We start from the raw sequence: 11,747 nt of genomic DNA on the forward strand, positions 1-11,747 counted from the left end.
TACGTTAGAAGTGTTCGGAACTGCTCACTCGCCTGCACGCCGGATATGCCGGTTGGCGATGGGAGCGGCTCGCTTCTGATCAGGTTCAAGGCGCACATCATGAGTGCAGACCACGAATGTTGTGGGGTCACGCGGCGGCGTGTCCTCGAAGGCGGGGCCGCATTGGCGGTACTCGGCTCGGTCCGGCCCGGCCTTGCGGCCGAGGCGATGCCCCAGGCACCGCCGATCTCCCCGACCGATCCCGGCATCTCGACGATGGACGTGCACCTCACCGTCAACGGCACGGCCCAGTCCCTCAGCCTCGACACCCGTACGACGTTGCTCGACGCGCTCCGGGAACACCTCGGCTTCACCGGCACCAAAAAGGGGTGCGACCACGGCCAGTGCGGCGCCTGCACGGTGTTGGTCGAGGGCCGGCGCATCAATGCCTGTCTGACGCTCGCGGCCATGCATGATGGCGACCACATCACCACCATCGAGGGGCTGGCCACCGGCGAGCAACTGCATCCGATGCAGGCCGCCTTCGTTCATCACGACGGCTATCAGTGCGGCTACTGCACCCCGGGTCAGATCATGTCGGCGGTCGGCATGCTGGACGAAGCGAAACGCGGCTTTCCGAGCGTGGTGACGGCCGACCTCAAGGCACACCCCGAACTCGATGACCACGAAGTCCGTGAGCGCATGAGCGGCAACATCTGCCGTTGCAGCGCTTATCCGAACATCGTGGCGGCCATCCAGGACGCGAAGGGAGCCGCCTGATGAAAACCTTCACTTACGAGCGCCCCACCACGGTCGCGGCCGCCGCTCAGGCCCTTGCGGCAAAACCGGACTCGAAGTTCATCGCCGGCGGCACCAACCTGCTCGACCTGATGAAGCTCGAGGTCGAGACCCCGGCCCACCTGATCGACGTCAACAAGCTGCCGCTCGATGCCGTCGAGGATACGCCGGACGGTGGCTTACGGATCGGCGCCCTGGTGCGCAACAGCGACCTCGCGGCCGATCCGCGCGTGCGCAAATCCTACGGGGTGCTCGGTCGGGCACTGCTGGCCGGCGCCTCCGGGCAATTGCGCAACAAGGCCACCACGGCCGGGAATTTGTTGCAGCGCACGCGGTGTTATTATTTCTATGACGTCACCCAGCCATGCAACAAGCGCGAGCCTGGCTCGGGCTGCTCGGCCATTGGCGGTTTCAACCGGGTGCTGGCCGTGCTCGGCACCTCGGATCATTGCATCACCACCCACCCGTCCGACATGGCGGTCGCCATGCAGGTGCTCGACGCCAAGGTGGAAACCACGGCGGCCGATGGGGCCACCCGTACGATCCCCTTGGCGGAGTTCTATCGGCTGCCCGAAGCGACGCCGCAGCTCGAAACGAATTTGAAGACGGGCGAGATCATCACGGCCGTGACGCTGCCGCCACCGCCGCCCGGCGTGCAGATTTACCGCAAGGTCCGCGACCGTGCTTCCTATGCATTCGCCCTGGTGTCGGTGGCGGCCATCGTCGACACGGCCGATGGCCAGGTGCGCTCGGCCCGGCTCGCTTTCGGCGGGCTCGCACCGAAGCCCTGGCGGTCGGCGTCGGCCGAGGCTGCCTTGACCAACCAGAAGGCGGGGGCGCCGGCTTTTGCCGGAGCCGGCGAGGCGCTGGTGCAGGGCGCCAAAGGCTCCGGCCACAACGACTTCAAGATTCCGCTGGTGCAGCGCACGCTGTCGGCGGTGTTGACCCAAGCCACCCTGAACGCCTGACCGGAGCGCCCGCATGATCTCCATGTCCAAGCCCGTCGGCGACACCCCGCTCGACGGACGCGCCGGCCTTGTCGGCCAGGCGCTCGACCGCATCGACGGCCCCCTCAAGGTGACGGGCCACGCCACCTATGCGGCGGAATACCGGGATATCGGCCCGGCACTCACCGGCTATCTCGTCTTGTCGGCCATCGCCAAAGGCCGGCTCGATGCCCTCGACACGGCCGCCGCCGAGGCGGCACCGGGCGTCAAGCTGGTGATGACCCATAAGAACGCCCCGAAACAGGGACCGCGGGGGCAAACCACCAACCCGCAGCTGAACGGGCCGGAAATCGCCTATCGTGGCCAGCCCATCGCGCTCGTGGTGGCCGACAGCTTCGAAGCCGCACGGGCAGCCGCCTATCTGATCAAGCCGCGTTATGGAGCGGAAGCCGGCGCCAAATTCGACCTCGGCTCCAATCGCACTGAGGCCTTCAAGCCGAAATCCAACAACGGCCAGCCGCCGGACACCACCACCGGCGACATGGATGCGGTCTTCGCCCGCGCGCCGGTGCGCCTCGATGTCGAATATACGACCCCGCTGCAGAGCCATGCCATGATGGAGCCGCACGGCACCATCGCCCGCTGGGACGGCGATGCGCTGACCCTGTGGACCGCCAACCAGATGCTGATGCGCGGCACCGACATGGTGGCCGGCACGCTGCAGATGCCGAAGGACAAGGTGCGCCTGATCAGCCGCTATGTCGGTGGCGGTTTCGGGTCGAAGCTGCAGGTGGAGGCCGATGCCATCCTGGCCGCCATGGCGGCGAAGCTGACCGGACAAACCGTGAAGGTCGTGTTGACGCGGCCGCAGGTGTTCCCAGTCACCAAGCACCGCACCGACACGGTGCAACGGCTGCGCCTCGGGGCCGAGCGCGACGGCACGCTTCTGGCCATCGGCCATGAGTCCTGGTCGGGTAACACTCCCGATGACCAGTTCTACGAAACCGCGGCCAACGCCACCCGCACGCTATACGCGGCCGCCAATCGCATGACGGCGCACCGGCTGGTGGCGCTCGACGTGCCGCATGCCTCGTCGATGCGGGCACCCGGCGAGGCCGTGGGCCTGTTGGCGCTCGAATGCGCCATGGACGAGCTCGCGGTGGCGCTCGACATGGACCCGGTGGCGCTGCGCATCAAGAACGAGCCGCATGTCGCGCCCGAGTCCGGCAAACCCTATTCGAGCCGCACCTTCGTGCCCTGCCTGGAGAAGGGTGCCGAATTGTTCGGCTGGTCGAAGCGTGTCGCCAAACCTGGCCAGGTACGCGACGGGCAATGGCTGGTCGGCATGGGTATGGCGGGTGCCACCCGCGGCAACCCGATGCTGGCCGCCAAGGCCAGCGTCACGCTCGACCGCGACGGCGTCGCGACCGTGCGCAGCTCGATGACGGACATCGGCACCGGGTCCTATACGATCCTGGCCCAGATCGCCGGCGACATGCTGGGCCTGCCGATCGACAAGGTGCGGGTGGAGCTTGGCGACACCACGCTGCCGCCGGCACCCGGCTCGGGCGGATCCTTCGGGGCCAATTCGGCCGGTGCCGCCGTATATGACGCCTGCACGGTTCTGCGGACCAGTCTGCTGCAGGCGGCGCGCTTTCCGAGCGAGGGAGCGGAATTCGCCGATGGCGTGGTAAAGGCGGGCGGGCAAAGCGCCAAGCTGGCCGACCTCGCGGCGGCGGCCGGCCCGAACGGCCTGGTGGCCCAGGGTGCGGCCGATCCCGGCGATTCGCGGCAGGCCTTCAGCCAGGAATCCTATGGCGCTTATTTCGTCGAGGTCGGGGTCGACGTCGATACGGCCGAGATTCGGCTGCGGCGCATGCTCGGCGTCTTCACGGCTGGGCGTATCCTGAATGCCAAGACGGCGCGCTCCCAGGCGATCGGCGGCATGACGTTCGGCATCGGGGCGGCCCTGATGGAGGACCTGGTGATGGACAAGCGCGACGGCTGGCTCGCCAATGCGAACCTCGCCGAATACCATGTCGCGGTGCATGCCGACGTGCCGGCCATCGAGGCGGTGTTCCTGCCGGAGCTCGACGCCCATTCGAGCCCGATGAAGAGCAAGGGCGTCGGCGAACTCGGCATCTGCGGCGCCGGGGCGTCGCTGGCCAATGCGGTCTACAACGCCACCGGGGTTCGCATCCGCGATTATCCGCTGACGCTCGACAAGGTGTTGAGCGGCTGGGCGGAAGCCAACAAGACCGGTCAAGCGTTGCCGATGCAGAAGGCCGGGTGACACGCATCCGGCCGCCCGGGCCCGTGTGGCCCGGGCCGACAGGACGTAGCCATGACCGACACGCCCCGCTTCCTGCTTTACGCCTTCTGGCGCACCTCCGCGGCCTATCGGGTCCGGGTGGCCCTGGCCCTCAAGGGCCTCGCCTGGGAAGAACGCTTCGTCGACAACGACAAGGGCGAGAACCGTTCGCCGGACTTCCTACGTCTCAATCCGCTCGGCGGCCTGCCGGTGCTGATCGACCGCATGGGCGACACGCCGGATGGCGTGCTGACCCAATCGCTGGCGATCCTCGATTACCTCGAGGAGGCGGCGCCCGAGCCGGCGCTACTGTCCACCGGCGCCTTCGGCCGGGCCCGGGTGCGATCGATCGCCGCCATGGCGGCGGCCGACACCCACCCGCTCATCACGCCTCGGATCAAGAAATATCTGACGGGCCCGGGCGGCTTCGACGATGCCGCCTGGCGGGCCTGGCAGGAACATTGGTTCACCACCGGGCTGCAGGCGATCGAGACGCGGCTCGCGTCCGACGCCGAGACGGGCACCTTCTGCCATGGCGACCGCGTGACAATGGCGGATGTGTGTTTGGCGAGCCTCATCGTGGTCATGCGGGTGTTCAAGATCAGCGTCCCGGAGATCCCGACCATCGACCGCATCATGGCGCGCTGCGAGGCCATCGAGGCTTTTGCGCGGGCGGAGCCGATGCGGCAGCAGGGCGCGCCCGCCTGACGGGGCGCCCTGCTGTTCCGGGCGTCATTCCCCCATCAGCCGCAGCGCCGCCGCGGCCGCGAAGGGGGCGCCCGCAAGCGCCAGCAGGCTGAGGCCGCAGAGCACCAGGAACGGCATGAGGAAGGGCACAATGGCGCCCGGGCTCGCGGCCCCGGCCGCCGCCACCCCGAAGATCAGCACCGGGATCGCCAGCGGCACCGTCAGCACGGCCAGCAGGAGGCCGCCGCGGCGGAACCCCGCCGTCAAGGCGGCCCCGATGGCGCCGACCAGCGTCAAGGCCGGCGTCCCCACGGCGAGGCTCGCCGCGACGCCGGCGAGCGCCGCACCGTCGAGGGCGAACAACAGGCCGAACACCGGCGTCACGAGCAGCAGCGGCAGTCCGGTGGTGCACCAATGGGCGGCGCATTTCACCACCACGACGAGTTCCAGCGGCACCCCGCCGAGCCGCAGCGCGTCGAGGCTGCCATCCTCGAGATCGGCCTGGAACAGCCGGTCGAGGCCGAGCAGCGTCGCCAGCAGGGCCGCGATCCACAACATCGCCGGGCCGATGCGGCGCAGCAGGTTCAGGTCGGGCCCGACCGCGAACGGCACCACGATGACGAGCGCCAGCATGAAGCTGACCCCGGTCAAGCCGCCCCCCCCAAGGCGGCGCGCCACCGCGACCTCGCGCCGGAACAGCGCCCACAGCGCGCCTCTCATGCGGGGCTCAGCCGCAGTTGTGCCATCGGCAGCGCCAGCGGCGCGTGCAGGGCCAGCACGGCGAGGCCGCCGCTCGACAGATGGCGCGTCAACAGGTCGGTCAGCATGGCCTCGGCGTCGCGGTCGAGCGCGGTGGCGGGCTCGTCGAGCAGCCACAGCGGCCGATCCGCCACCAACAGGCCCGCCACCCGGCGCCGTTGCCCGGCCGACAGGAAGCCGAGCGGGATGTCGATGCAGGCACCGAGACCGACCGCCTCCAGCGCCTCAGCAGGGGAAAGGCCCCCGCCCCCGCCCCAGCGGCGCAGGAAGCGCAGGTTGGTGCCCGCGGTCAGCACCGCCTTGGCGCCGTTGCCGTGGCCGAGGTAGTGCAGGCGCTCGCCGAGGGCACGGTCGTCGTCGCGGCCAAGCCGCAGCGCCACCTCGCCGGCCGCCGGGGGCAGCAGGCCGGCCAGCGCGCGCAGCAAACTCGATTTGCCGATGCCGTTGGGGCCCGTGACGGCCAGCGCCCGGCCGGGTGCCAGCGTGAAGCCGAGGTCCGTCAGGATCGGCTGGCCGTTGCGGGCCACCGCGAGGCCACGCACATGAAGGCCGCCATCCTGCACCCCCCGGCGCTCCCGCTTCAGAAAAAATCGTCACGCCGTGGCTTTGGTATCGGGCTAGTTTGGAATTATCTATAAGAAGAGCATTCCGCCCGTTCCGCACCGGCCAGGACACCCATGACCTCGCACGACAGCTTCAAGTCCCGCAAGACGCTCCAGGTGGGGGACAAGACCTACACCTACTTCTCGATCCCCGAGGCCGAGAAGAACGGCCTCACCGGGGTGTCGAAGCTGCCGTATTCGATGAAGGTGCTGCTCGAGAACCTGCTGCGCCACGAGGACGGCCGCTCGGTCACCAAAGCCCATATCGGGGAATTCGTGACGTGGCTGACGAGCCAGGGCCGGGACGAAACCGAGATCGCCTTCCGCCCGGCCCGCGTGCTGATGCAGGATTTCACCGGCGTGCCGGCCGTGGTCGACCTCGCGGCCATGCGGGACGCCATGGCGAAGATCGGCGGTCCGGTCGAGAAGATCAACCCGCTGGTGCCGGTCGACCTCGTGATCGACCATTCGGTGATCGTCGATGAATTTGGCACGCCCAAGGCCTACGACGACAACGTCGACCTCGAATACAAGCGCAACATCGAGCGCTACCAGTTCCTGCGCTGGGGCCAGAGCGCCTTCGACAACTTCCGCGTGGTGCCGCCCGGCACCGGCATCTGCCATCAGGTGAACCTCGAATATCTGTCGCAGACCGTGTGGCTCCGCGAGGAGGACGGTTTTGACGGCAAGCATACCGTGGCCTACCCGGACACGCTGGTCGGCACCGATTCCCACACCACCATGGTCAACGGCCTCGCGGTGCTGGGCTGGGGCGTCGGCGGCATTGAGGCGGAGGCCTGCATGCTGGGCCAGCCGCTATCCATGCTGCTGCCCCAGGTGGTCGGCTTCAAGCTGACGGGCGCCCTCAAGGAGGGCCGCACCGCCACCGACCTGGTGCTCACCGTCACCCAGATGCTGCGCAAGCTCGGCGTGGTTAACAAGTTTGTCGAGTTCTTCGGCCCCGGCATCGATGCGCTGTCGCTCGCCGACCGCGCCACCATATCGAACATGGCGCCTGAATATGGCGCCACCTGCGGGTTCTTCCCGGTCGACGGCGAAACGCTGAACTATCTCGACGCCTCGAACCGGGCGCCCGAGCGCATCGCGCTGGTGAAGGCTTATTCCGAGGCGCAGGGCCTGTTCCGCCTGCCCGAAAGCCCGGAACCGGTCTTCACCGAAACGCTGGAGCTCGATCTCGGCGACGTGGTGCCTTCGCTCGCCGGCCCGAAGCGGCCGCAGGACCGGGTGACGCTCGAATCCGCCAAGAACGGCTTCCATGTATCGCTCGAGAAGGAGTTCAAGAAGCCGGGCAAGAGCGCCGAGCGCTTCCCCGTCGTCGACGCGAATTTCGACCTCGGCCATGGCGACGTTGTGATCGCCGCCATCACGTCCTGCACCAACACCTCGAACCCCAACGTGATGATGGGCGCCGGCCTCCTGGCCCGCAAGGCGGTCGCCAAGGGCCTGAAGACCAAGCCCTGGGTGAAGACCTCGCTCAGCCCCGGCTCTCAGGTGGTGGGCGAGTACCTCGAGAAGTCCGGCCTGCAGGGCGACCTCGACGCGCTCGGCTTCAACCTCACGGGCTACGGCTGCATGACCTGCATCGGCAATTCCGGCCCGCTGCCGGCGGCGATCTCCACTGCCATCAACGACCACGACATCGTGGCGGCCGCCGTGATCTCGGGCAACCGGAACTTCGAGGGTCGCGTCAACCCGGACGTGAAGGCCAACTATCTCGCCTCGCCGCCGCTGGTGGTGGCTTATGCGCTGGCGGGGTCGCTCAACGTCGACCTCGCCACGGAGCCGCTCGGCCAGGGCTCGGACGGCAAGGACGTCTACCTGCGCGACATCTGGCCATCCAAGCAGGAGGTCGAGGACCTGCACAGGAAGTCCGTCACCAAGGAGATCTTCCACAACCGCTACGGCAACGTGTTCCAGGGCGACCAGCACTGGCAGCAGGTCGAGGTGGCGGAAGGGGAAACCTACCGCTGGATGCCGGGCTCCACCTATGTGCAGAACCCGCCTTATTTCGAGGGCCTGACCAAGGCGCCGGCGCCTGTGGCCGACATCGAGGGTGCCCGCATCCTGGCGCTGCTCGGCGATTCGATCACCACCGACCACATTTCGCCCGCAGGCTCCATCAAGGCGGCATCGCCGGCCGGCTCGTACCTGCTCGAGCATCAGGTGCGCCCGGCCGACTTCAACCAATACGGCACCCGCCGCGGCAACCATCAGGTGATGATGCGGGGCACCTTCGCCAACATCCGCATCAAGAACCAGATGGTGCCGGGCGTCGAAGGCGGCCTCACCAAGCATTTCCCGTCGGGCGAGCAGATGCCGATCTACGATGCGGCGATGCTTTACAAGCAGGAGGCCGTGCCGCTGGTCATCTTCGCCGGCAAGGAATACGGCACCGGATCGTCGCGCGATTGGGCCGCGAAGGGCACCAAGCTGCTCGGCGTCCGGGCCGTCATCACCGAGTCGTTCGAGCGCATCCATCGCTCGAACCTCGTCGGCATGGGCGTGCTGCCGCTGACCTTCAAGGACGGCATGACCTGGGCCAAGCTCGACCTCAAGGGCGGCGAAACGGTGTCGATCGCCGGCCTGTCGTCCGGCCTGAAGCCCCGCATGGAGATGGAGGCGATCATCACCCACGGCGACGGTCGCCAGGATCGCGTGCCGTTGATCTGCCGCATCGATACGATGGATGAGCTCGAATACTTCAACAACGGCGGCATCCTGCCCTACGTGCTGCGTAACCTCGCAGCCTGAGCCGGAATGCTCCTTTCGCCCGCCAGCGGGCGGAGGGGGCTAAGATGACGCCGGTCTTCGAGACAAGGACCGGGCCGCGTCGCCCGAGGGCTCACGTGATTCGGCAAAGCTCGACCCAGGTGGCCGCGGACAAGCCCGCCAGGCGCTCGGGCGCGATGCGGAGCGCGGTGTTGGTGGCGCCCGCGGCGGGGGGCACGCTGTCGAAGAGATGCCCGGTAAGGGCCTGGGCCTCGTTCGCGTCGAGGAATCTCGGCTTCGCCCCGAAGGCCGCCTTCACCTCGGCGTTGTCGAGCCGGGCGTCGCCGCGCATGACCACAAGCAGCACGTCCGCGCCGACACGCAGCGACAAGGTCTTGGCGATGCGGGCCGGCTCCACCCCAAGCGCCGCGGCCGCCAGAACCACGGTGGCGCTGCTGCCTTCGACGGTGAGGATCGCGATGTCGGGCGCATGCGCGGCCAGGAAGGCGCGGACGGACGCAACACGCATCGGCAAGCTCCCGAGGCTTTCTGCCCTGCCATGTCCCGACCGGAAAAGGCTTTCCAAATGAGCGGCAGCGATTAAATCTCTGTCAGGATCCCAGGGACGCCGCAACAAGCGCGCGGTCTCTGGTATTGTGCATCGCGATAGACTGTTCAGGAGCCATCGATGCCGACCTCGACCGACCGTTCCAAGACCCATGATAAGTCCGCGGTGGAGCGACTGTTCGACGGGGTCAGGACATTTCGTGAGGAGGTCTTTCCCGAACAGCGCGAACACTTCGAGAAGTTGGCCGAAGGCCAAAGCCCGGCCACGCTCTTCATCACCTGCGCGGACAGCCGCGTGGTGCCCGAGATGCTGACCCAGACCGATCCCGGCGACCTTTTCGTCTGTCGTAACATCGGCAACATCGTGCCGCCCTATGGCGAGATGCTGGGGGGCGTGTCGGCCGTGATCGAATATGCGGTCGTGGCCCTGAAGGTGAAGAACATCGTCATCTGCGGTCACTCGAACTGCGGTGCCATGAAGGGGCTGATGAACATCGACGATCCCGCCCTGGCCAACATGCCGACGGTGCGGTCCTGGTTGCGCAATGCCGAGGCGGCCCGCACCGTGGTCGAGGCGACGCAGGGCGACCTCGGGGATGACGACAAGGTGCAGGCCCTGGTCGAGCAGAACGTCGTCACCCAGCTGCAGCACCTCGGCACCCATCCGTCGGTCGCGGCTGCGCTGGCGACCGATCAGGTCGCGCTGTTCGGCTGGGTTTACGGCATCGGCAACGGCGAGGTTCGCGGCTACGATGCGGACACCCGGAGCTTCATGCCGATCGGGCAGGCTGCGGCGTCACAGGACGCGTGATCCATGCTGGTTCGCCCGAACCTGAGCTTTGGTGAGATCCTTCACGAGACATGGCGTCCCCTGGCCGTGTTCTTCGTGCTCGATCTGCTGGTGACGATCGCCTATGTGGGCCTGGGCTGGACGTGGATCACGCCCAACTCCATCCCCCTGCCGCTGCTCGGCACCGGGCTCGCGGTTTACCTTGGCCTGCGCAACAATGCCGCTTATGCGCGCTGGTGGGAGGCTCGCACCCTTTGGGGCGCCGTGGTAAACCATTCCCGCAGCCTGGCGCGCTCGCTGTCGGCCATGATGACCAACCCGGCCTCGCAGCAGGCGCGCCATCGCATCATCCAGCACCAGATCGCCTTCGTGCATGCGTTGCGGATGTCGCTGCGGCGCGAGGACGTGCCGCGCAAGCTTCGCCGCTTCCTGTCGGACGCCGACCTCGACGCCGTGAAGTGCGCCACCAATGTGCCCTTCGCGCTCCACATCCGGATGGCCGAGATGGTGGGGGAGGAGTTGCGGGCGAACCGCATCGACTCGATCGAGGCGACGGCCATCAACGACATCATGAGCGACCTGTCGAATGCGCAAGGCGGGCTCGAGCGCATCCGCAACACACCGATGCCGCGCCAATATTCGGCGCTGCCCGGGGTGTTCGTCAGCATCTATTGTTTGGCGCTGCCGTTCGGCTTCGTGCCCGAACTCAACCTTCTGACCCCCCTGGGGTCGGCCGTGATCGGGTTGATGTTCCTGACGCTCGACATGTCCGGCCGTCATCTTGAGGATCCGTTCTCGCGCTCGACGCACGAGATCCCGATGACGGCCATCACCCGCACCATCGAGATCGACCTCAAGCAGACGCTGGGCGACGAGAACCGGCCCGCACCCTTGCGCCCGGTCTTCGGCGTGCTGACCTGAGCATCAACGAAAAGCCCGGCACGAGGCCGGGCTTTTCGTTTTTCGGTGACGCCCGTGGGCTCAGATGGCCGAGGCGATCCAGCGCTGCAGCTCGCCCTTCGGCGCGGCGCCCACCTTCTTGGAGAAGACTTCGCCGTTCTTGAACAACAACAGGGTGGGGATCGACTGGACGCCGTAATGCGTGGTGGTGTCCGGGTTCTCGTCGATGTTGAGCTTGACCACCTTCACCTTGCCCTTCATCTCGCCCGCGATCTCCTCGAGCGCCGGAGCGATCATGCGGCAGGGGCCGCACCATTCCGCCCAAAGATCGACCACAACGGGCTCGCTCGATTGCAGGACATCCTGCTGGAAGCTTGCATCCGTGACCTTCAGGGTCGCGCCATTCGCATCGGCCATGATGAACCTCGCTCGCATGGGTGCCGCGATCTGCGGCGCCGTTGTCCTTCAGGTAGGATCGGGCCGGAACCGCGTCAAGGAAGCGCAGACGGCAGGGCTTCGGCTCGCTCGCCATCACCGTTCCACCACGGATGCAAGGCCCGACCGCAGCGCACCATCAATTTGCTGTGCACTCTTGGCCCATCACTGCATCACCCGACTGACTTAACTGTGCCAAGGCAAGAAATCGGGGTGCGGTTGCTACCTTGCGGCTTCCGTCA

At 67.3% G+C, this 11,747-nt stretch carries 11 protein-coding genes; 7 read left to right on the top strand and 4 right to left on the bottom strand.

Features of this window, described 5'->3' with window-relative positions:
• Positions 1–99 precede the first annotated feature (99 nt).
• From P7D22_RS07265 to maiA, 4 genes are read left to right on the top strand one after another with little or no spacing between them, the layout of a single operon-like run.
• On the top strand, positions 100–759 hold the full coding sequence (locus P7D22_RS07265; protein ID WP_319933559.1) for a 2Fe-2S iron-sulfur cluster-binding protein: 660 nt from the start codon (positions 100–102) through the stop codon (positions 757–759).
• Positions 759–1,745 (top strand): FAD binding domain-containing protein, encoded by a 987-nt coding sequence (locus tag P7D22_RS07270; protein WP_319933560.1) that lies wholly within the window; start codon positions 759–761, stop codon positions 1,743–1,745. Before P7D22_RS07265 ends, P7D22_RS07270 begins: the two co-directional genes overlap by 1 nt.
• A gap of 16 nt (positions 1,746–1,761) precedes the next feature.
• Positions 1,762–4,017 (top strand): xanthine dehydrogenase family protein molybdopterin-binding subunit, encoded by a 2,256-nt coding sequence (locus P7D22_RS07275; RefSeq protein ID WP_319933634.1) that lies wholly within the window; start codon positions 1,762–1,764, stop codon positions 4,015–4,017.
• A gap of 51 nt (positions 4,018–4,068) precedes the next feature.
• Positions 4,069–4,743, top strand: coding sequence for a maleylacetoacetate isomerase (maiA, locus tag P7D22_RS07280; RefSeq protein WP_319933561.1), 675 nt, complete (start codon positions 4,069–4,071; stop codon positions 4,741–4,743).
• A gap of 24 nt (positions 4,744–4,767) precedes the next feature.
• Here maiA and ccmB read toward each other — a convergent pair whose 3' ends face one another.
• Entirely contained in the window at positions 4,768–5,442 is a 675-nt protein-coding gene (ccmB, locus tag P7D22_RS07285; RefSeq protein ID WP_319933562.1) for a heme exporter protein CcmB, read from the bottom strand.
• The gene (gene ccmA, locus P7D22_RS07290; protein WP_319933563.1) at positions 5,439–6,044 is read right to left on the bottom strand and encodes a heme ABC exporter ATP-binding protein CcmA; all 606 of its coding nucleotides are present in this window, start codon (positions 6,042–6,044) and stop codon (positions 5,439–5,441) included. The genes ccmB and ccmA overlap by 4 nt, the downstream gene beginning before the upstream one ends.
• 114 nt (positions 6,045–6,158) lie before the next feature.
• Here ccmA and acnA point away from each other — a divergent pair, with 114 nt between their 5' ends.
• Positions 6,159–8,855 carry an aconitate hydratase AcnA gene (gene acnA / locus P7D22_RS07295; protein WP_319933564.1) on the top strand — a complete coding sequence of 899 codons (2,697 nt, stop codon included), beginning with the start codon at positions 6,159–6,161 and terminating at the stop codon, positions 8,853–8,855.
• A 91-nt stretch (positions 8,856–8,946) separates the two neighbouring features.
• On the opposite strand, the gene P7D22_RS07300 is transcribed toward acnA, so the two are convergent.
• Positions 8,947–9,342, bottom strand: a complete 396-nt coding sequence (locus tag P7D22_RS07300; RefSeq protein ID WP_319933565.1) for a YbaK/EbsC family protein — start codon at positions 9,340–9,342, stop codon at positions 8,947–8,949.
• A gap of 159 nt (positions 9,343–9,501) precedes the next feature.
• On the opposite strand from P7D22_RS07300, the gene P7D22_RS07305 reads away from it, so the two are divergent.
• Positions 9,502–10,191 carry a carbonic anhydrase gene (locus P7D22_RS07305; RefSeq protein ID WP_319933566.1) on the top strand — a complete coding sequence of 230 codons (690 nt, stop codon included), beginning with the start codon at positions 9,502–9,504 and terminating at the stop codon, positions 10,189–10,191.
• 3 nt (positions 10,192–10,194) lie between these two features.
• Positions 10,195–11,091: a bestrophin family protein gene (locus tag P7D22_RS07310; protein ID WP_319933567.1), complete on the top strand. Its 897-nt coding sequence runs from the start codon at positions 10,195–10,197 to the stop codon at positions 11,089–11,091.
• Between the two features lie 60 nt (positions 11,092–11,151).
• On the opposite strand, the gene trxA is transcribed toward P7D22_RS07310, so the two are convergent.
• On the bottom strand, positions 11,152–11,487 hold the full coding sequence (gene trxA, locus P7D22_RS07315; RefSeq protein WP_319933568.1) for a thioredoxin: 336 nt from the start codon (positions 11,485–11,487) through the stop codon (positions 11,152–11,154).
• Between the last annotated feature and the right edge of the window lie 260 nt (positions 11,488–11,747).

The sequence above is a fragment of the Lichenihabitans sp. Uapishka_5 genome, assembly GCF_033947565.1.
In the GTDB taxonomy this organism is placed as follows: Bacteria; Pseudomonadota; Alphaproteobacteria; order Rhizobiales; family Beijerinckiaceae; genus Lichenihabitans.

What these genes read in the sequence shown, in the direction of transcription:
- P7D22_RS07265 (WP_319933559.1), top strand. Translation starts at nt 100, where the DNA reads ATGAGTGCAGACCACGAATGTTGTGGGGTCACGCGGCGGCGTGTCCTC.
- P7D22_RS07270 (WP_319933560.1), top strand. Translation starts at nt 759, where the DNA reads ATGAAAACCTTCACTTACGAGCGCCCCACCACGGTCGCGGCCGCCGCT.
- maiA (WP_319933561.1), top strand. Translation starts at nt 4,069, where the DNA reads ATGACCGACACGCCCCGCTTCCTGCTTTACGCCTTCTGGCGCACCTCC.
- ccmB (WP_319933562.1), bottom strand. Translation starts at nt 5,442, where the DNA reads ATGAGAGGCGCGCTGTGGGCGCTGTTCCGGCGCGAGGTCGCGGTGGCG.
- acnA (WP_319933564.1), top strand. Translation starts at nt 6,159, where the DNA reads ATGACCTCGCACGACAGCTTCAAGTCCCGCAAGACGCTCCAGGTGGGG.
- P7D22_RS07300 (WP_319933565.1), bottom strand. Translation starts at nt 9,342, where the DNA reads ATGCGTGTTGCGTCCGTCCGCGCCTTCCTGGCCGCGCATGCGCCCGAC.
- P7D22_RS07305 (WP_319933566.1), top strand. Translation starts at nt 9,502, where the DNA reads ATGCCGACCTCGACCGACCGTTCCAAGACCCATGATAAGTCCGCGGTG.
- P7D22_RS07310 (WP_319933567.1), top strand. Translation starts at nt 10,195, where the DNA reads ATGCTGGTTCGCCCGAACCTGAGCTTTGGTGAGATCCTTCACGAGACA.
- trxA (WP_319933568.1), bottom strand. Translation starts at nt 11,487, where the DNA reads ATGGCCGATGCGAATGGCGCGACCCTGAAGGTCACGGATGCAAGCTTC.